Consider the following 20,118-nt stretch of genomic DNA (forward strand, 5'->3'; position numbering starts at 1 on the left):
GCTATTAAGTCCCCAAGAGGACCTTGACCTACAATTTTGTCAATGGAGAAGGCATCCCCAAGGTCGTATGACTTTTCGGGGATGCTTTTCCTATATGAAAGATGGTCCTCTGCTAATAGGCTAAGAGGAGTCGACTTGATGGTTAACGCTTTATTATGGGTGAGCTCGAAGCAGTGGAGCGGACGAATCGATTCCGGAAAAGCGGCAGCGTTCGCCTTTGCCCTCGGATTTTTACAATGGATAAATACAGTAAGGAAAATCCGAGGGCAACAGCGATTGGAGGAACGATACGTATGCGCAGCGTCCTCTAGTGAAACATAGTAACTTGCTCGCTTCAATCCGCTAACCAACATGCTGCGCCCCCTTCTATACATATCCCGATTACAAGCTTATGATGAAAGAGTCGGATTTGAAGTCATAATGCAGATGGAGGTTGCAACTACGATGAATCAGGAAGAGAAGGGACCAAGCCCGGACATTCATCATATAGAAGAACATCAGCTCAGTCAGGTGAAGATTACATTGTCCAACCCCTTAAGATGGGTGAACAGCTATGTGCTGCGGGGGGATGACGGTATGACCGTCATCGATCCGGGGCCGCGAACGAGTTCCTCGGAGCGGGAATGGCTGGCGGCAATGGAGCAGCTGGAGATGGATTTCAGCGATATCGTCTCCATCGTGCTGACCCATCATCATCCGGACCACTATGGGCTTGCCGGATGGTTTCAGGAGCGTTCGGGCGCCAAGGTGTGGATGTCAGAGCGGGCGCATCGGGAAGCGATGCTGATGTGGGGAGCGGATTCCTCGATGGATTGCGCGCTCCCGGCGTTCTTCCGCCAGCATGGCATGCCGGAAACCAAGCTTGCCCTGCTGCCGGAGCATCTGAACGGCTTCTTCCCCCAAGTCACGCCGCATCCGGAGATCTCGTTTATCAGCGAGGACCTGCCGTTCCGGATGGGCAACCGGATATGGGTGCCGGTGCAAACGGCCGGCCATGCTCCGGGGCATCTGTCGTTCTTCCATGCAGACAGCGGCGTCCTGCTATGCGGCGATGCCGTGCTGCCGCAAATCTCGCCCAACGTGAGCCTGCTGCCCGGCAGCGACGCCGAGCCGCTGGCACTATTCCTCGCAGGGCTGCGCCGCCTGCGGGAGCTGCATGTCCGGACGGCGTACCCCGGACACCGCCACCCGTTCACGCATTTCCGTGAACGGATCGACGCGCTCCTCCTCCATCACGAGGAGCGCCTGACTACCATCGACGGCATGCTGAGCGCTGCCGGTCGCCTAACCGCCTTCGAGGTCTGCACCGCCCTCTTCGGCGAGAAGCTCGGCATCCACCAGCTGCGCTTCGCCATGTGCGAAGCGCTGGCCCATCTCGCCGAGCTGGCCCGCCGCGGGGAAGCCGAGATAATCGAAAACGAGGATGGATTGTGCTATTTTTCTGTACGGAAACCGCCGCATTCCTGATATAATCAAGACATGAATAAAACCGTCTGCTTGTACGTTGACTTCCATCATGCGTAGAATAGGCGGTTTTTTGTTTAATAGATTCAGAGGGCTACATTGTGGAGCATCTCTTGATCAGATGCGGCCCCCGTACAGCCGCCGCGATCAGGATGCTTGGCAAGTGGCGCCACGGCTTTTTATAGAAGAGAGGCCGGTAAGACCTAAGATGAGAGGGGCCTTCCCTCATTAGAGTCAGAGTTTCTCACTACCCCGCATATAGTTGATGTACCTTGCTGTTTAAGTAAGGCATTCCCTCAAGGCTTTTTTCTTAATCACTCATCACCATGATCCACTCCACCATATTCGTATCGAAGCGTTCCCTTGGTTCCGCAATTTTCATGTTATAGGATTCGTATCTCATAAAGCCCCTTAAAGGAGAATCTGTCATGAAGAAAAAAGATGTGGTCGCTATGCTGCTCGCAGGAGGTCAAGGCAAACGGCTGAAGGGCCTCACGAAGACGCTCGCCAAGCCGGCTGTTTATTTTGGGGGTACATACCGGATCATTGATTTTCCGCTGAGCAACTGCTCCCATTCGGGAATCGACACGGTTGGAGTGCTAACTCAGTATGAACCTCTGGTCCTGCATTCTTACATTGGCGTAGGAAGCGATTGGGACATGGACCGGTTGAATGGGGGCGTATTCGTGCTTCCGCCCCATGAACGCGAGGACGGAACGACCTGGTACCGCGGGACGGCGGATGCGATTTATCGGAATCTTAAGTTTATTGATCAGTACGATCCCGAGCACGTTTTGATTTTGTCAGGAGATCACATCTATAAAATGGATTACGACCGCATGCTGACTTATCACAAGGAGAAGGATGCCGATTGCACCATTTCCGTCATCGAGGTGAGCCTGGACGAAGCGAAGCGGTTCGGCATGGTGAATACGGATGAGAGCTACCGGATTATCGAGTTCGAGGAGAAGCCTGCGCACCCGAAGAGCACGACGGCATCCATGGGCGTTTATCTGTTTCGCTGGAAGCTGCTGCGATCCTATTTACTGGGGAATGCGGAGCTTCCGGATACGAGCCATGACTTTGGCAAAGACATACTGCCGAGCATGCTGGCGGACGGCAAAACGCTGTACGCTTATCCTTTTGATGGGTACTGGAAGGACGTCGGCACCATCGAGAGCCTATGGGAAGCAAATATGGATCTGCTCTCCGAGCAGCCCAAGCTGGATTTAAACGATCCGCTGTGGCGCATTTACACCCGGAACCCGAATCAGCCGGCAGAGTATGTTTCTCCGACCGGCGTCGTTCGGAACAGCATGATTAACGAGGGCTGCACCGTGTGCGGCGAGGTAGAGCATTCGATACTCTTTTATGGCGTGGAGGTAGGGGAAGGCAGTGTCATTACCGATTCCGTCATCATGCCCAAGGTCCGTATCGGCAGCCATGTGCGCATACACCGGGCGATCGTCACTGAGGACATGGTCATTCAAGATCATGCCGTCATCAGTCCGCCTGAGGAAGATCCATCCCGGATTGTGCTGGTAAGCGGTCAAGATGAAGACGTCCAGAGGCTGCTTCAGTCGTCGTCTTCGTCCCATAATAATCAAGGTTAGGACGGGATTCGCTGATGAGAGAACTCATGGGTATCATTAATTTGGAGCATGAACGGGATGTGCTGAGTGAATTGACGTATTACCGGTGCGGGGCCGCTGTGCCATTTGCGGGGAGGTACCGCCTGATCGACTTCGTGATGTCCAACATGATGCATGCGGGCATTGAGGATATCGCGCTGTTCGTTCGCAGGAAATACCGGTCCCTGATGGATCATCTGGGCGAAGGCAGGCCTTGGGATATGCACCGCAAGCGGGGCGGCCTGTTCATACATCCACCGGATTGGAACGATGAAGCCGATGTGTCCGCCGGCGAGCTGCGGCATATTTATAACAATCTTGATTTTTTTGAGCGGGGAGCCGCGAAGTTTATCGTGCATTCCGGCAGCCAGCATATAAGCAACGTCGATTTGAATGAGGTATACGAATACCATTTGGAGCAGGGTGCCGACGTGACGCTTGTTTATACAAAAGTGAATGCACCACGGGAAGAGCACCGTTCCTGCGCTCGCCTGGACGTAGATGAGGACGGCATGGTCAAGGATATTCATTACGATCACAAGCATGATGGGGTATACATGGAGATGTTCGTGATGGAGAAAGCGCGATTTCTGGAGATGGCCGATCACTGCATCGCCCATGGGGGCAACCATTTCTTCCGGGACGCGATCATGCGTAACCGGCACAAGCTGAACATTGCGGGATATGAATACCTCGGCTACCATGCGGTGATCAATTCGCTTGAGAGCTATTACCGTACCAGCATGAACCTGCTGAATCCTAAGACGTACAACAGCTTGTTCCGCAAGCAGGCGGTCCACACCAAGATCAAATATGAGGTTCCCGCTAAATATTTGAATTCGGCCGATGTGAGCAACGCACTGGTGGCCAACGGCTGTCAGATCGACGGGGAAGTGAAGAACAGCATTCTGTTCCGCGGGGTACAGGTAAAAAGAGGTGCAAGCATTCATAACTCGATCATTATGCAAAAATGCGTTATTGGCGAAAATGTGAGGCTCGAGAACGTCATACTCGATAAAGATGTGATCATCTCGCGGGATCATAAACTTCAAGGCGATTTTCGCAAACCTTTTGTCATTGCCAAGGACATCTCGATTTGATCACAAAATAAAAGGTATCCGTCAGGAGGAACTTTCTTTTGTTTAACAACAAGGAAACATTCAAGCAGGTCTTTACGGAACAATTGGTGAGTCGTTTGGGAAAGGGACTTGAGGAAGCAACAGCAGAGGATGTGTACAAAATACTCGGGGGCATGATCCGGGAATATGTCGGACGGGAATGGGCTGCTGCCAACCGGACTTACCGGGATACAGGGCAGAAGCAGGTGTATTATTTCTCGCTCGAATTTTTGATCGGCCGGCTGATGGGGAACAATCTGCTGAACCTGGGTGTGCTGGATATGGTCCGCAGCGGCCTCCTGGACCTGGGATGGAATTTGGAAGAGATTGAGGAGCAGGAACCGGATGCGGGCCTCGGCAACGGGGGACTCGGACGCCTTGCGGCATGTTTTCTCGATTCGTTGGCATCGCTTAGCTATGCAGGCCATGGATGTGGAATCCGGTATAAGTACGGATTGTTTGAACAGAAGATTATTGACGGCCATCAAGTCGAGCTGCCGGACAACTGGCTTCAGCGGGGCAACGTATGGGAAGAACGGCGGGCTGACAAGGCGGTGGAAGTGCGCTTCTGGGGCCGCGTGGAGGTGGATGTGCAGGAGGGGCGAACCGTGTTTCGCACGATGGATTATGAGCGGGTCCTGGCGGTACCCTACGACGTTCCGGTGATCGGGTACGGTGAAGGGCAGGTGAACACGCTGCGGCTGTGGAGCGCCGAGTCCGCTTCGGATATATCTAGAATCCGTTCGGCCAATCATCAGAACAGCTATTATAAATTTTTAGAATATAACCGTTCGGTCGAATCGATATCGGAATTTTTGTACCCGGATGATTCGGCTTACGAAGGCAAGCTTCTCCGGCTGAAGCAGCAGTACTTCCTCTGTTCCGCGGGCGTTCAGAGCATTCTCAGGACGTTCGACAAGCTGGGACGGTCCTATCATGAGCTGCCCGAGCATGTGGCCATTCATATCAATGATACACATCCGACCTTGGTGATTCCGGAGCTGATACGGATTCTTATCGACGATAAGGGCTTCGGTTGGGAGGAAGCCTGGGACATCACGAACCGGACCGTTTCCTACACGAACCACACGCTGCTTAGCGAAGCACTGGAAAAATGGCCGGCCGGCATGGTTCGTGAGCTGCTGCCGCGCATTTACATGATGATCGAAGAGATCAACAAGCGCTTCTGCGGCATGCTGCTCGAACGCTATCCTGGCGATCATGAGCGCATATCGCAGCTTGCCATCATTGAAAGCGACCAGATCCGCATGGCCAATCTGGCAATTGTGGGCAGCTATCATGTAAACGGCGTGGCGGCGCTGCACACGGAGCTGCTTAAGACACAGGTCATGAAACCGCATTATGAGCTGTATCCGGAGCGATTCAGCAACAAAACCAACGGGATTACCCACCGGCGCTGGTTGATGCACAGTAACCCCGGCCTGAGTCAATTGATATGCGATGGTATCGGCACCTCATGGATCACGGATCCGCATCAATTAATTCAGCTCACAGGACTGAAGACCGATTCCGCCTTTCAGCAGGGGATTCAGCGGATCAAACGGAACAATAAAGAACGGCTTGCCGATTACATCGCGAATAAGCAAGGGATCGTGATTAATCCCGATTCCATATTCGATGTCCACGTGAAGCGGCTGCACGGCTATAAACGGCAATTGCTGAATATATTACGGGTGATGCACGCGTATAACGAGATTAAGGATCAGCCAAGCGCGGATCGCGTTCCCCGTACCGTCATTTTTGGGGCGAAGGCAGCGCCGGGTTATTATCTGGCCAAAAGCATCATCAAACTCATTAATGTTGTTGCCGAAGTCGTGAATAAGGATCCGCAGGTTAATGACAAACTCCAGGTGCTGTTCCTGGAAAACTATTCGGTGTCTCTGGCGGAGAAGATTATTCCCGCAGCCGATGTGAGCGAGCAGATTTCCACGGCTGGCAAGGAGGCATCCGGCACGGGAAACATGAAGTTCATGTTGAACGGCGCGTTGACCATCGGCACGCTGGATGGGGCTAACGTGGAGATGTTCGAGCTGCTTGGCCATGAGAATATGTTCCTGTTTGGTTTGAAGCTGGAGGAAGTGCTCGAGTATTACAGGACCGGAGCTTACGTGTCCAGGGAGCGGTATGAGCAGGATCCCAGAATCGCCCGTGTGTTGAATCAGTTAATATCTTCAGGACCTTTCTGCTGTCACGAGTTGGAGTTTGGTCAGATTCTCCAGTCCCTGCTTGATCATAACGATGAGTTTTTTGTATTAGCGGACTTTGCCAGTTATGTGGCAACCCAGTCGGAGATCGATCGTGCTTATTTGAATACCGGTGCCTGGACCGAGAAATCAATTATGCATATGGCCCACTCCGGACATTTCTCCAGCGATAACACGATTCACCGTTATGCATCCGACATCTGGAATGTTTCTCCCGTTAAGGTTGGTGCAAACCGGTAATCTATCTCTATCACGTACTAAAAAAAAGAACCCCGCCATAGGCTTGGCGGGGTTTCCATAGGTGCTCTATTGGAATGTTCTTCATCATATCATATGATGGTCTTTTCAAAAATGACTAGATAGATTTACCGATTTACGTGATTGGACAGCCCGTTTTTTCATAGGTGAGAGGAGCCTTCTTATTATAGAAGAAACTCATCATTCCGGCCCGTTAAAGATGAATGCCTTTCTATCTGCTATCGTCTATAATTCTTTGAAATCACCCACTTTTCGGCTTGTATAGGTCCGGTAGCTGCTTCCTTCTGGTAGGCAGAAAAAAAGAAGATTCGCATGTTGAGCGAATCTTCTTTTTATGAGCGTTTTATTCTTTTGGAAGCTCTTCGGTCGTGCCGTACAACTCGATCTCACGCTCCGCTTGCTTGCGATGGGCGATCCGGCTGCTGGCGGCCGCGGCAACCGCGCCGACGATATCGTCGAGGAAGGTATGTACACGACCGCTTGATTTATCATTCAATTGCTCAAGAATGCCGGGCTTGAGCTTGTCGATATATCCGTAATTGGTGAAGCCGATGCTTCCATAGACGTTAACGATGGAAAATGCCAGGACTTCATCCACGCCGTATAACCCTTCGTCATTGGCCAGCATTTCTTGAAGCGGGGATATGAGATTGCCTTCCTCCGCCAAAATATCTAGTTGAATCCCGGTTAATACCGCGTTTTGTACCTCGCGTTTGCTGAGTACGGCATCCACGTTCTCCATGCACTCTTCCATGGTCAAATTCGGATAGTATTTATTCTGAAGGATCATCACCAGCTCTGCGATTTCCTCCAACTTGATTCCACGCTGATGCAGCAGGTTCCGTGTCGCCTCTGCTACCTTTTTGCTGTTCAGACTGTATGGAATGTTTAAATCGTTTTCTGCCATGATGGAACTCACCTCATTTTCGTGGTTGATGAAGATGCTTACGACGATTGTACTTTTTTCACCCCCCTTTGTCCAGAAAGGGCAAAACTGAGAGTTATTTTTTTGGAAAGGGCTCGTATACATAGGAGTACAACCTGTACAAAAAAATGTTAGGGAGGAACAATACATGAAACGTAGTAAACGTAATCTTCGCAGGCTTTCCGCCGCCGGGCTGCTTGCTGTTCCGATCGTGTTGTCCGGCTGCGGCGTGTTTTCCGGGAAGCAATCGGAGGCGATTGACCCGCCGCCTGCGCAAGTGGAAAAGCAGATGCTGAACACGGCCGGATCCACAGCGGCACAAGGAGACATTGGCACGCAGACAACGGTTTATCTTTCGGATGCGAGGGGAATGCTGGCACCTGTGACCTTAGGTATTCCGAAGGTAGAGGGAGCAAGCGCCGTGAAAGAATCTCTTGAAGTGCTGGTAAACGGAGGCCGCTATGCCGGCTATGTTCCACAGGGCTTCCAGGCGGTATTGCCTGCCGGTACGCAGATCCATAATGTGACGGTCGATCCGGAGAGCAAATTGGCCGTCGTTGAATTCAATAAATCGTTTACGGAGTATCAAGCGGCAGATGAACGAAGAATCTTGGAGGCGTTGACGTGGACGCTGACGGGACATGAAGGCATCGAGTCGATGCAGGTATGGGTGGATGGAGTCAAACTGACGGAAATGCCGGTCAATCACACGCCGCTGGATCGTCCGCTTTCACGAGCAATGGGGATCAACCTTCAAAAGGCGGATGACGCATTGTACACTTCCTCTTCGCCGGTCACCGTCTATTTCTCTTCAGTGACGCCTGAAGGCATTCAGTATTATGTACCTGTTACAAGACTTGTTCCAACCGGACAGGATGCGGTTAAGGCTGCCTTGAACGAACTGATCCGGGGACCGCAGTACGGTGATGGGCTTGTTGAGGTCATCCCGGACGATACCACCGTTGCATCGGTCGAAAAAGGAGAGGACGGCGCTGTTACTGTATCGCTTCAGGACAGCATGTTTGAGCAGGGAGAGCAGGTTCCAACCGAGCTGCTGCAGGCCGTCGTGCTAACCGTAGCCGAGAATTCGGATGATGCGAAGGTTAAAATTCGGATGAACGATCTCTCTGAGGTGGTCGGAACGGATAGCCGCAATTATAGCGAGGCTGTCAGCCGACCGGAGTTCATTAACGAAATTTCGATTTGACGCTTCACCGCTATCTTTGAAATATGCGCCGGAAAAGGTGCTTTTGTGCCTGCACTTTGGTAGAATAGGGGATGCTAATCAGGATTGCGATAAGAAGTAGGAGGCAGAAAACATGAGATCTAACGGACGTAAGAGCGATGAGCTTCGACCGATGAATTTATCGACCCATGTGAATAAATATGCGGAAGGCTCCGTGTACATCGAGATGGGAGACACCAAGGTGCTGATTACGGCGACCGTGGATGAGAAGGTTCCCCCGTTTCTGAAAGGACAAGGAAAGGGCTGGGTGACGGCTGAGTACTCCATGCTGCCGCGCGCAACACAATCCCGTAACCAACGGGAAGCCAATCGCGGTAAACTCAGTGGCCGGACGATGGAAATTCAGCGGCTGATCGGCAGAGCGCTTAGGTCTGTTGTGAATCTGCATGCTCTTGGCGAGCGGACAATTACGCTGGACTGCGATGTAATCCAGGCGGATGGCGGAACGCGGACCACCTCCATTACAGGAGCATTTGTAGCTTTAGCCATAGCGGTAAATAAAATTGCAGAACAACATAAACTGGCGGTATTTCCGATTACGGACTATCTGGCCTCCATTAGCGTGGGCATAGCAGGGGGACAGGCGCTGCTGGATCTGAACTATGAAGAAGATTCCAAAGCGAAGGTAGACATGAATCTGGTCATGACCGGAAGCGGCAAATTCGTTGAGGTTCAGGGAACTGGCGAAGAGAGCCCGTTTTCTCGTGAAGAGCTGGATCAGATCCTGGAGCTTGGTGAACAGGGAATCCGCGAGCTCATCGAGCGTCAGCAGGAGGCACTTGGCCCAATCGCAGCTAAAATCGGTTCCGTGAATGCGGGTACTGGAGTATAGTCCCATGACATTGACACTTGGAGACACGCTAATTGTAGCTACCCGCAATCAAGGGAAAGTCAAGGAATTTGCGCATGCCTTTGCTGCTTTCGGTACGGAGCTCAAGAGCATGTACGATTACCCTGATCTGCCGGATGTCGTTGAGGATGGAGCAACGTTCGCAGCTAATGCATTTAAAAAAGCCAAGGCGGTTGGCGACGCACTGGGATTGCCTGTTCTGGCTGATGATTCCGGATTATGCGTGGATGCGCTGAATGGTGCGCCCGGCGTTTATTCCGCACGTTATGCCGGCGAGCACGTCGCGGACGAGGACAATAACGAGAAGCTGCTCGGTGAACTGGAACAATTAAGGCTTGGTGAGGATACGGAGCAGCCCTTGCTAAGTCCGGCCCGATTTGTCTGTGTGCTGGTGCTGTATGATCCGGTCTCGGGAGAAAAGCTCGAGGCTGAAGGGAGCGTTGAAGGCTGGATTACGTCGGATCCGTCCGGAAAGGGCGGTTTTGGCTATGACCCGCTGTTCTACCTGCCAAGCCATGAGAAGACGATGGCCGAGCTTTCCCTGGAGGAGAAGCAGGAGATTAGTCATCGGGGAAAAGCTCTGCGCAAGCTTGTAGCGGACCTGCAGGCGCGATAATTGAATAGTGAACCTATAAAAAAGAAACCATACCGGCTATTGCGGGTATGGTTTCTTTGATTTTTCGTAAATGATAAGGACTTAGCGTATGGATACGTTATACTCTTTGAGCCAGAAATGAACCTGGGCCAGGTAGGCAAACAGCTGCGGACCGGACATCAATTGACCGAACCAAGGGAGATTGGAGGAAGCATCCGGCGAGGAAGCCAATTCCCGGATCCGTGCCGTATCGATGAGCGGGAGCAGCGGCGAAGAAGGATCGTCCAGAATGGACAGCACCTGCGCTTTGACGGCTGCCAGATAGTTCGGATTGTGAGTTTTGGGATACGGGCTTTTTTTGCGGTACAGGACATCCTCGGGAAGCACACCTTCAAGGGCTTTGCGCAGAATGCCTTTTTCACGGTCCCCTGTCGTTTTGATGCTCCAAGGAATATTCCACACATAATCGATCAGGCGATGATCGGTATAAGGAACGCGGACCTCCAGTCCAACGCCCATGCTCATTCGGTCCTTGCGATCGAGGAGCGTTGGCATGAAGCGGGTGATGTTGAGATAGGACATGACCCGCATTTTGGCCTGCTGCCCGGTCTCCCCGTCCAGCTTCGGCACTTCGGCTACCGCATCGGCATAACGGTCTCCGAGGTATTCCAGCGGTTTGATCCAGTCCCGAATCTCGGCAGACAGCAGCCCGGCTCTCATATCCGGGGCGACAGACCATGGGAAAGTTCCGGAATTCAGCATTTCTTCCCGGTGAAACCAAGGGTAACCGCCGAATATTTCATCAGCGGCTTCACCGGATATGGCGACGGTCGCGCCTTTTTTAATCTCACGGCAAAAGAGGAGAAGGGAGGCGTCAACGTCAGCCATGCCCGGGAGGTCCCGCTTCTGTGTGGAGACATCCAGCGCTTCGACCAGTTCGGGCGTGTCGAATTCAATCCAATGGTGGTTCGTGCCCAGCTCCTCATGCATCCGTTTGATCCATGGCGCATCGTCGCCCGGCTGGAAGGAATGGGATTTAAAATGTTTGTTGTTGTCCACATAATCGACGGAATAGGTGTGCACTTGTCCTTGGCCCGTCCGTTTGTAGTAATCGACGGCAAGCGAGGAAAGCGCGCTGGAATCAAGCCCGCCGGATAACAGGGAGCAGACCGGTACATCGGATACCAGCTGACGTTCAACGGTGTCGCGCAGAAGATCGCCCAAGAAACTTGCCGTCTGATCCGCATCATCCTCATGTGGCTTGCTTTCCAGCTTCCAGTAGGTATATTTGCGCAATCCCTCCCGGTTAAAGATCATCGCCATTCCAGGACGAAGCTCTGCGATATCCTTGTAGACACCATGTCCGGGGGTACGCGCCGGACCGATAATAAACACTTCCGCAAGCCCCTCGGCCCCGACTACAGGCTCCACCTTCGGATGCTGAAGCAATGCCTTCGGTTCCGATCCGAATACGAGCGTTCCGTCAATGTAACTGTAGAACAGGGGTTTTACCCCAACCCGGTCCCGAGCCAAAAATACCTGTTCCCGCACGCTGTCCCAAATCGCGAATGCAAATATGCCATTGAGGCGTTCCAAACAATCGGGGCCCCATTCGATATAGGAGACTAACAAAACTTCCGTGTCGCATTTGGTATTGAAACGATGACCGCGTCGAACCAATTCGTCTTTAAGCTCCGCAGCATTATATAATTCCCCGTTATATACAATGGCATAGACTTCCTCTTCCTGATGAATGATCATCGGCTGAGCGCCATTTTCGGGGTCGATCACGCTGAGTCTTCGGTGACCGAATGCGCACGGGTTGGAAATCCAGGTGCCGGATCCGTCAGGTCCGCGGTGGGCCAAACTTTCTGTCATTTTTACCAGCAGCTGCGAATCCTGCGTCAAATCGCCGCTCCATTGTATAAAACCGGTTATTCCGCACATGACGGTTCATCCTCTCTTTGTCTTTGTCATACGCTGTCCCATCTTTTTAATCCTACGTCGCCAAAGTGATACAGATATATGCCGAAGGAAGGCATAAAATGTCTGTCCTTTTACGAAAACTAAGAAAGAGGACGAATATCAAAGAGAAGGAGAGATGCGTCCATGAATAAGTCGACCTACTACGTTTCCGTCCAGAGCCGCTCCGTGTTGACCGAACAGGGAGCGAGCGCTTATGAATGGGAGATCGAAGCAACACCGGAAGAGGCGGACCAAGTTCGGATTGAGCTGGACATGATGCAGGAGAAGGAGGAGGAGGGGTTTCCAGGCTATGTATTTCCATGGCCGGATACGCCGGAGCAATCCTCTAATTCGTTGTTTCAATCTTCCTTGGACAAGGTGTATCGAACCATTTATCAATTGGGCACACCAGCCACGCGCCAACAAATGGAAGAGCTGCGATTGCTCTCCGACTGACTGAAAACTATACGGATCGTGCAGTCCCTGCACATCTTAATGAAGGAGAATGTATGATGTATGCAATCAGAGATGCAAAAATCCGCCGGATTACGGAAGTAAATGGCGCCCCTTGCGCTGAGGTTGAGGTCTATCCCGCAGCGGAAGGAGAAAGTGCATTGCTGGCTTATCTGACGCCATCTTCCCCGCTGGGAGGATATGAGCTGGTGAAAATCGTCCGCAGCGACGCCAGCATGGAGGTGGATTGGTACGACAACAGCATGCATGACGCTTTTGTGGATGTCACGGACGAAGCGTTCGAGAACACCGTTCTATCCACTGCAGAGGAAGACCGGGATGCATTCAAGCAGCAGCTGCTTTCCACAGGCCAGCTATATGAGCAGCTGAACCAGCGGCTCAGCGAAGGCCCTCAATATTTTTAGAGCTTCAAGAATGAAGAGATCTGTCCGGGCACCATCGGCAGATCTCTTTTTGAATGGGTTAGCTCAATGCCGTCATTCCAGCATTTCCATTCTAAATAATTCAGTTCTGTCCATGCTTTCGTATGATATCCTCGTCCAGCTCCATAAAAGGCCATCCTGGATATTCAGCCGGCAGACGGCTTACTTCATCCAGTCGAGAAAGTTCGGATTCATTCAGAATCAGCCCGCTCGCTCCCAAATTATCTTGCAGTTGGTCCGTACGCTTAGCACCTACGATAACTGTGGTGACCGCTTGTTGATGAAGGAGCCACGCAAGCGCAATTTGGGCGACAGTTGCCTCATGAGCTTGCGCGATATCTTGAAGCACATCAAGAATCGGGTACACCCGCTCCGTATCAATCGGCGGAAAAGCCAATTTGGCATGGCGGTCCTCGGAGCTTCCCTGATGTTCACGCGTATATTTTCCGGTCAAGAACCCGCCTGCTAACGGGCTCCAGACGATCAAACCCATATGCTGATCCTTTAGGGCAGGGATAATCTCTCTTTCGATATCCCTTGCGGCGAGTGAATAATACGATTGGCTGCTTTTGAATGCATGAAGACCGTGCATAGTGGAGATGCCGCGGGTTTTCATGATTTCCCAACCGGTCATATTGGAATTGCCAATGTACCGGACTTTTCCGCTTCGGACAAGGTCATCCAGTGCTCGAAGCGTTTCCTCCCAATCGGTTAATTGATCCGGGTTATGAATTTGATATAGATCGATATAATCGGTGCCCAGGCGTCTAAGGCTTTCTTCCACCTGACGAATGATATGCAGCCGCGACAGTCCAATATCATTGGGGCCCGGACCCGTGCGCGCACGAACCTTCGTAGCAATCAGCGCTTGATGTCGTTTGGATTTCAGTGTTTTCCCGAGAATCTCTTCAGAGCGGCCTTCGGCGTAAGCATTGGCTGTATCAAAGAAATTGACACCGGCATCCAAGGCCTGATCTACAAGATATCCCGCTTCCTTATCGTCCAGGGTGCCAAACATTCCCCACTTCTCTCCTCCGCCAAACGTCATCGTGCCGAGCCCAATTTCTGATACCAGTACACCTGTATTACCGAGTAAATTGTATTTCATCTCTTTCCAGCCTCCTATAATTTGGTTTACACTAAGGGAGACGCTGGTCTGTTGGAATGGACGCAAAAATCAATCAAATTTTTTTGGAAAATGCCGGGGGTGAGCTTTCAGATGGATGCAGTCGCCATTTGGACGGAGTACCATGAGCCTGTTAAAAGGTTTGTCATGACTAGGATTCGGGAGCGCGCTGATGTGGATGATATTGTGCAGAATGTATTTATGAAGGTCCACACCCATATCTCAGATTTAAAGGATGAGGAGAAACGGGGCTCCTGGATATTTCAAATTGCACGCAACAGCATCGTAGATCATTACAGGAAGATACGGTCAGGTGAAGAGCTCCCGGAACAGCTGTCTGTGGTCGATGAATATACAGAGATTGATTATGATCAGGAAGTGATTGCCTGCTTTCAGTCCGTGCTGCCATGCTTGCCGGATAAATATCGGGAAGCTCTTGAATTGACCGAATTTAGAGGGATGACGCAAAAGGAATTGAGCGAGCATTTGGGGATATCCTACTCCGGCGCCAAATCAAGAGTACAGCGCGGGAGAGAGATGATGAAAGAGCTGCTGACGGGCTGCTGTCATATCGAATCGGATGCATACGGAAATATCGTGGATTTTCGGATCGTGTACGATGAGCCGCAGCCGGTAAGAAAAAAGACCAAAAAATAAAGCTTGGTGCGTTCACCAAGCTTTTTTGTTATGTATCATAATGGGAATCACCCCAAAGCGGATATGTTCTTCTCGTGACTATAACAATGATAATTATCCTATATAGGACAATGGAGTGTTTACGCAGTTCTGCAAAATATGTCGATAAAAGATAGGATTCTTGTCGATTTCGATTTCGCTTCGGTAGGGAGTATGGACCACGCGGGACTCTTGATTATGAAAGAGATACAAATAGGGCTTTTCCTCTATATGATTACTGAAGAATCCTCCCTATAATGTTGGATTAGCGTCACTTCTAACATATTAGACAAGGGGAGATTGAAATTGGGTAGATGGAACAAACATATGGTCAAGCTGTGGGGAGCGGGAATCCTGGCATTGTCGATTACATTGGGCTCCGTCCAAGTGCCGGTAAACGCGGAAACCGTGCAGAGCGTCACGGTTCTTGAGTCCACACATGAGCTGGTGAACGGCAAGATGCGCGTGAGCGCGGATATTCGCAACGGAGGAACCGGTGCGGAAGCGGGATTCTATGTCGTGGGTTATGATGAAAACGGCAAAGCGCTTGAGGTTGTCGGTGATTCCGAATATATGATGAGTGATGAAATCGGTACATATGAGGTGGATCTGGACAGCGGCAGCAGCGTTAAGCGGGTGGAAGTCGTTCCTGCAGGGCCCGCCGGCGATCAAGCACAGCTGCTGGCTTCAGGTTACTATACGAATAACGGCGTGATTAACGTGTCGGGTGTCGTGCAGAATTCAACGGTCGGGCACAACGTGGGCATGCTCGCGGTAGGTTATGATGCTTCCGGTAAGGCGGTTGAAGTGACATCGGCGGACAGCTACTTTGGCGGCAGTGATGTCGGTACGTTCATCATACAGCTGAAAGCAGCCAAACTGATCAAAAGCGTAAAGGTATCTGTTATCGATCCGGTTGAAGATGCCGTGAAGCTGCTACAAACAGGAAGCCGCCTGGAGAACGGGAAGCTGGTCGTTACCGGCTCGATTCAGAACCGGAATAAAGGCGGGCAAGCCGGAGTCATTGTTGTCGGCAGCAACGGTAGCGGCAAGGTTTTGGAAGTCAATACAACCTCGGGATACCTTTCATCTAACGAAATCGCGACTTTCCAGGCTGAGCTGGAAGCTGGCAAAGCGGTCAGCGATCTGAAGGTGTTCCTGACGGGAAACAGTCAGACTCCGAAAATCATAGCCGAGGGCAGAACGACGATCAACAATAAGCTTGTCGTTACGATCGGTGTGGAGAACGGGGATGTGTCCCAACGAATTACCGTGAAATCAACGGCGTATGATGCAAAGGGGCGCTCTTTGGGGACGGATACGGATTCCATGTTCATGACGGCCAATGAAACGACGACCCTGCGCATTGATTACGATACACGCGTCAAAAGCGTAAAGCTTAAATATTATGATCAGTCCGGCAAACAAATCGGAGAAGCGCCGATTCGTATCAAAATCAACGGCCAACTCCAATCCTATGCACAGTCACCAGTCATGGTAGGGGGAAGCGTTCTTGTGCCTATGCGCCCGATTTTCGAATCCCTCGATGCCTCGGTTAAATGGGATCAAAAGACGCAAAGCGTATCTTCCAGCAAAGGATCTACCCAGATCAAGCTGAAGATGGGCTCCAAGCAAGCGGTCGTTAACGGAAAAAATGTAGCACTGGATTCGGCGCCGCGAATGGTGAAAGGCACCACGATGGTACCGCTGCGTTTCGTGGCATCCGCGCTGGGCTGTGAAGTGAAGTGGGACGGCAATGAAAAAATGGTACTGATTACAACGAAATAATACAAGAAGGACCATGTGGTTAAGCGCATGGCACAACCAAATAACACAAGAAGGACCATGCAGTTAAGCGCATGGTCCTTTTTAAATATGATCAGTAAGCGTACTCCCTTAGTACTTGAATGCCCATAACCACGTTATAGACAAAAGCCCCGAAGTAGATGATGCCGAACAGGATCAGGTATCCAATGACGGAGCCGAAGGACCCTGCGGTTACGGCCATGTAGATTAAAGGGATCGCTGCGATAACGGGGAACAGGTGCGAGAACAGGGCGCGACGGGCGTGCTTGGCTACATAGGCGTCCGGGGAGAAAATCCAAACGATGACAGGAAGGATGAAGGGGGCAAAGAAGATGCTGAAATACGATAAAGAGGATAAAAGCTGTCTCATGATATCACGCTCCTGAAGTCATTTTCATGATATACATATTACCCAGTAAGCCTGCTCCTGATTCTGTTCCGAACAATACTGAAAAAAAGTTCTTTGAAAAATACAAAAGATGCGATATAATATACTTCGTTACTGTTTAAAAGATTTTCATACATATTTGTCCCAGTAGCTCAGCTGGATAGAGCAACGGCCTTCTAAGCCGTCGGTCAGGGGTTCGAATCCCTTCTGGGACGTAAAAGAAAGAAGCTGCCAGGATTGGCAGCTTCTTTGCGTATTCCAGAAGGGTGATGAACCCATAATGGGGTTCGTCGAAGGTTATGCTTCGTAAGGATTACATCGCAGTCGGCCTGAAAGGCCGTACCCCGACTGGGACGGGAGCGTCACGTGAGGATGAGAACCCCCAAATGAGTAGCACAGATTGAGCCGTTTGGCGAATACATCGGGAGCGAATATAGCTTATGTTTTGAGAAGTGTCTGACATCCTAGCGGTTTCGTCTTATAATAGAAGAAAAAAGTATTTTCGATACATATTGAGGAGGCGTCGAGCATGCAGCTTACGAAAATATCACAGAATACCGCCATTTTATTGGAGCATGCCAGAAAATCGGGGCTAACTACTCCCGAACTGCTGGAGGCTGTTCGCTCGGGTGAGGTAGAGAGATTCCAAGTCGCGAACAATGGTCATTTTCACTATGAGGAATTGTTCTCTTATGCAAAAGAACATGGGGAAGATCTAGCCAAGGCCGTGAGCGAGGGGTACAAAATTACGTTTAATACCCGCAACGGGTTAAAGATCTGGCTGGAGGAAGCCTTCCGCATCAGCTCAGAGTCCGATTTTAGTGTAGGTGAAGGTATTATTGAGGGGCTGAAGCTCCAGGAAGAGCAGGTCGCTCGCTTGAAGGAAGCGCTGGCCGTCAACTGGACCCTGCAGGAAGAGCCTTCAGCAGATGCCGTCCAGGTCAGACTGACCGTCAGAGGATTGCAATAATATAGGATAGCCACCGTACGTATTCAACATGAATCGTACGGTGGCTTTTTTTAGTACAGCGTCATTGGTTAATCTCTTAGAGGGAGATTTACATCCGGCTTGGCGTGGGCAGTCCCAGTACGTCCAGTGCTTCTCCAAGAGTGTTTTTAAATAAGGAAGTGAGCCACACACGGAACTGTAGCACTTCATCCGCCGATTTCAGAATTGGGCATGCCGAATAAAAATTGTTGAACAAGGAGCACAGCTCATAAGTAAAGTTGCAGATGGCGCTTGGAGATAGATCCCGGCCAGCGGCGTACAGGGTATCATGCCAGGTGCTGATATGGCGAAGGAGCGCATGCTCCGCTTTTTCCATGGCAGGGAACCGGGCAGGTACCGACGGCGAAACACCTGCTTCTTGCGCTTTATTGAGCACGCTGAGTGCACGCGCGTAGGAGTAGAGCAGGTATACCCCCGTATTTCCTGATATTTCAGTGGCCTGCTTCAGATCGAACACCACCTCGGTTTGCAGTGCAAAGCGAAGCAGATAGTAACGGATGGAGGCGGCTGCGATCGTATGACTGGATAAACCGTTTTTATCGGAACGGGTGTCTTCGATGACCTTGGCTACTTGATAGATAAGCTCTGTGATTTTAATTCCGATCCCCTGACGTCCGGACATCGCGTAGGATCCTTTCCCGTCGGAAGTATCGATGCCGAGATCCGAGGCGGCAGAAGGGCTTAACGAAACGACGCCGTAGCTGACATGACGGAGCTTGTCGGCCTCTTTATGGAATCCCAAGCTTTCCAGCGCCTGCTTCACCATCGCCTGCGGGTACTGCTGCCTGTAATCAATGACGTTGATGACCATGTCTGCTTTGCCGAAAGAGAGCTGCTCGCCATGAGTGCTCGTCGTCCAAACCTCGTTTGTGAATTTTTTATATACAAAATCGTTGGAGAGCACACCGTATTTCCACAGGTGATAAGCGATGTCTTTGGCGGTGTAAGTCAGGATGCCATTGGAGCGCACGAGCACTTTATCCATACTGTGGTCTGACTCCGGATCGTCCACGGCTTCCGTTCCTGTTTGCTTGAGCACCCAGCAGCCTGCAAGTTTGCCCTCGGTTTCCTGATGGAAGAGCGGCGTGTTCTTCAACAGCTCGAAAGCGGACGCCCAGAACCCCTCTCTGACAATGCTGCTCTCCCAAACGAGCAGATCATAGTCAATGCCGAACTGCTTCATTTCTTCAAGATGCTCTTTGACAATTCTCTCGGCAACGAGCAGTCCGATCCAGGACAGATTCTGGTTACCCTCTTCCAGTGCGTGCAGAACCTCGGTCCGATGCTGAACCAGCCCGGGCTCCCTTTCGTAGGCCTTATTGGTACTTGAATACACGTCCCAGCAGTAATCGCCGAACCGGGCATGTTCCTTTGACAGCGGCGTGTGGAGCATCCCGACCACCGTATCTGCCAGTTGATTGCCAAGGTCGTCGATATAGTTATGAACCTCCACCTCGTAACCAAGCTTCCTCATCAGCCTGACCAGCGTATCTCCGATACAGGAGTTTCTTAGATGGCCGATATGAGCGGATTTGTTCGGATTGATGGAAGTATGCTCAATGACAATCTTCTCGTTCGTTGCCGGAGGCAATTCAAAGTGATGTCCAGCCCAATATTCCCAATCGATACGCAGATTCATAAAACCTGGGGCAACAATCTCCGTGGCATAGACAAGCTGTTTATAGGTCGTATCCTGCTCAAGCTCGGCTTGAATCAGCTCGGCAATTTGCAGCGGAGCCTTTCGAAGCAGCTTCGCTAGCTGCATCGCAATGTTGGTGGCATAGTCCCCATGCTCCATGCTGGCAGGCTGCTCAATCCGGATTGGAGTAGAATCGGGCAGTTGGACGCCCATATCTTCACACACCTGGTTTACAGCTTGTTGAAGGCTCGAAGTAATCAAATGACTTAACACGTTAAATCCCCCTTTGAAAAATAAAAAAA

The 20,118-nt window shown here is 51.1% G+C and carries 18 protein-coding genes and 1 tRNA gene; 14 read left to right on the forward strand and 5 right to left on the reverse strand.

Annotated features, from left to right (window positions below; genetic code table 11):
- Positions 1–138 precede the first annotated feature (138 nt).
- The 5 genes from ACQKPA_RS17970 (at position 139) to ACQKPA_RS17990 (ending at position 6,678) form a co-directional block, all read left to right on the forward strand.
- Complete coding sequence (locus ACQKPA_RS17970; protein WP_427493924.1) at positions 139–321, forward strand: hypothetical protein; 183 nt, start codon at positions 139–141, stop codon at positions 319–321.
- A 123-nt stretch (positions 322–444) separates the two neighbouring features.
- Positions 445–1,467 carry an MBL fold metallo-hydrolase gene (locus ACQKPA_RS17975; protein WP_427494005.1) on the forward strand — a complete coding sequence of 341 codons (1,023 nt, stop codon included), beginning with the start codon at positions 445–447 and terminating at the stop codon, positions 1,465–1,467.
- A gap of 425 nt (positions 1,468–1,892) precedes the next feature.
- Positions 1,893–3,077 carry a glucose-1-phosphate adenylyltransferase gene (locus ACQKPA_RS17980; RefSeq protein WP_427493925.1) on the forward strand — a complete coding sequence of 395 codons (1,185 nt, stop codon included), beginning with the start codon at positions 1,893–1,895 and terminating at the stop codon, positions 3,075–3,077.
- Positions 3,078–3,091: 14 nt separating this feature from the next.
- On the forward strand, positions 3,092–4,195 hold the full coding sequence (glgD, locus tag ACQKPA_RS17985; RefSeq protein ID WP_427493926.1) for a glucose-1-phosphate adenylyltransferase subunit GlgD: 1,104 nt from the start codon (positions 3,092–3,094) through the stop codon (positions 4,193–4,195).
- Between the two features lie 38 nt (positions 4,196–4,233).
- Complete coding sequence (locus tag ACQKPA_RS17990; protein ID WP_427493927.1) at positions 4,234–6,678, forward strand: glycogen/starch/alpha-glucan phosphorylase; 2,445 nt, start codon at positions 4,234–4,236, stop codon at positions 6,676–6,678.
- Positions 6,679–7,039: 361 nt separating this feature from the next.
- On the opposite strand, the gene ACQKPA_RS17995 is transcribed toward ACQKPA_RS17990, so the two are convergent.
- The gene (locus ACQKPA_RS17995) at positions 7,040–7,603 is read right to left on the reverse strand and encodes a phosphatidylglycerophosphatase A family protein (protein WP_427493928.1); all 564 of its coding nucleotides are present in this window, start codon (positions 7,601–7,603) and stop codon (positions 7,040–7,042) included.
- Positions 7,604–7,769: 166 nt separating this feature from the next.
- Between ACQKPA_RS17995 and ACQKPA_RS18000 the strand changes: the two genes are divergently transcribed.
- The 3 genes from ACQKPA_RS18000 to ACQKPA_RS18010 all read left to right on the forward strand — a co-directional run bounded on the left by ACQKPA_RS18000 (position 7,770) and on the right by ACQKPA_RS18010 (position 10,333).
- The gene (locus ACQKPA_RS18000; RefSeq protein ID WP_326095228.1) at positions 7,770–8,828 is read left to right on the forward strand and encodes a GerMN domain-containing protein; all 1,059 of its coding nucleotides are present in this window, start codon (positions 7,770–7,772) and stop codon (positions 8,826–8,828) included.
- Between the two features lie 112 nt (positions 8,829–8,940).
- The gene (gene rph / locus ACQKPA_RS18005; RefSeq protein WP_076323095.1) at positions 8,941–9,699 is read left to right on the forward strand and encodes a ribonuclease PH; all 759 of its coding nucleotides are present in this window, start codon (positions 8,941–8,943) and stop codon (positions 9,697–9,699) included.
- Between the two features lie 4 nt (positions 9,700–9,703).
- A complete protein-coding gene (locus ACQKPA_RS18010; RefSeq protein ID WP_427493929.1) occupies positions 9,704–10,333 on the forward strand; it encodes an XTP/dITP diphosphatase in 630 nt (209 codons plus the stop codon).
- A gap of 81 nt (positions 10,334–10,414) precedes the next feature.
- Here ACQKPA_RS18010 and asnB read toward each other — a convergent pair whose 3' ends face one another.
- On the reverse strand, positions 10,415–12,259 hold the full coding sequence (asnB, locus tag ACQKPA_RS18015; protein ID WP_427493930.1) for an asparagine synthase (glutamine-hydrolyzing): 1,845 nt from the start codon (positions 12,257–12,259) through the stop codon (positions 10,415–10,417).
- 162 nt (positions 12,260–12,421) lie between these two features.
- Here asnB and ACQKPA_RS18020 point away from each other — a divergent pair, with 162 nt between their 5' ends.
- Together ACQKPA_RS18020 and ACQKPA_RS18025 are read left to right on the forward strand one after the other, a co-directional pair.
- Positions 12,422–12,733 (forward strand): hypothetical protein, encoded by a 312-nt coding sequence (locus ACQKPA_RS18020; protein WP_113056591.1) that lies wholly within the window; start codon positions 12,422–12,424, stop codon positions 12,731–12,733.
- A gap of 56 nt (positions 12,734–12,789) precedes the next feature.
- The gene (locus ACQKPA_RS18025; RefSeq protein WP_427494006.1) at positions 12,790–13,155 is read left to right on the forward strand and encodes a hypothetical protein; all 366 of its coding nucleotides are present in this window, start codon (positions 12,790–12,792) and stop codon (positions 13,153–13,155) included.
- 100 nt (positions 13,156–13,255) lie between these two features.
- Here ACQKPA_RS18025 and ACQKPA_RS18030 read toward each other — a convergent pair whose 3' ends face one another.
- A complete protein-coding gene (locus ACQKPA_RS18030) occupies positions 13,256–14,281 on the reverse strand; it encodes an aldo/keto reductase (protein ID WP_427493931.1) in 1,026 nt (341 codons plus the stop codon).
- Between the two features lie 51 nt (positions 14,282–14,332).
- Here ACQKPA_RS18030 and sigZ point away from each other — a divergent pair, with 51 nt between their 5' ends.
- Both sigZ and ACQKPA_RS18040 read left to right on the forward strand, forming a co-directional pair.
- On the forward strand, positions 14,333–14,956 hold the full coding sequence (gene sigZ / locus ACQKPA_RS18035; RefSeq protein WP_427493932.1) for an RNA polymerase sigma factor SigZ: 624 nt from the start codon (positions 14,333–14,335) through the stop codon (positions 14,954–14,956).
- 324 nt (positions 14,957–15,280) lie between these two features.
- Entirely contained in the window at positions 15,281–16,762 is a 1,482-nt protein-coding gene (locus tag ACQKPA_RS18040) for a stalk domain-containing protein (protein WP_427493933.1), read from the forward strand.
- Positions 16,763–16,853: 91 nt separating this feature from the next.
- Here the strand turns inward: ACQKPA_RS18040 and ACQKPA_RS18045 are convergent, their stop codons facing one another.
- On the reverse strand, positions 16,854–17,150 hold the full coding sequence (locus tag ACQKPA_RS18045) for a DUF4870 domain-containing protein (protein WP_427493934.1): 297 nt from the start codon (positions 17,148–17,150) through the stop codon (positions 16,854–16,856).
- A 159-nt stretch (positions 17,151–17,309) separates the two neighbouring features.
- Here ACQKPA_RS18045 and ACQKPA_RS18050 point away from each other — a divergent pair.
- Positions 17,310–17,383, forward strand: a tRNA-Arg gene (locus ACQKPA_RS18050).
- 314 nt (positions 17,384–17,697) lie between these two features.
- Positions 17,698–18,138 (forward strand): hypothetical protein, encoded by a 441-nt coding sequence (locus tag ACQKPA_RS18055; RefSeq protein ID WP_427493935.1) that lies wholly within the window; start codon positions 17,698–17,700, stop codon positions 18,136–18,138.
- A gap of 88 nt (positions 18,139–18,226) precedes the next feature.
- Here the strand turns inward: ACQKPA_RS18055 and ACQKPA_RS18060 are convergent, their stop codons facing one another.
- Positions 18,227–20,089, reverse strand: coding sequence for an arginine--tRNA ligase (locus ACQKPA_RS18060; RefSeq protein WP_427493936.1), 1,863 nt, complete (start codon positions 20,087–20,089; stop codon positions 18,227–18,229).
- Positions 20,090–20,118 lie beyond the last annotated feature (29 nt).

This window comes from Paenibacillus sp. NPDC093718 (genome assembly GCF_050279985.1).
In the GTDB taxonomy this organism is placed as follows: Bacteria; Bacillota; Bacilli; order Paenibacillales; family Paenibacillaceae; genus Paenibacillus_AQ.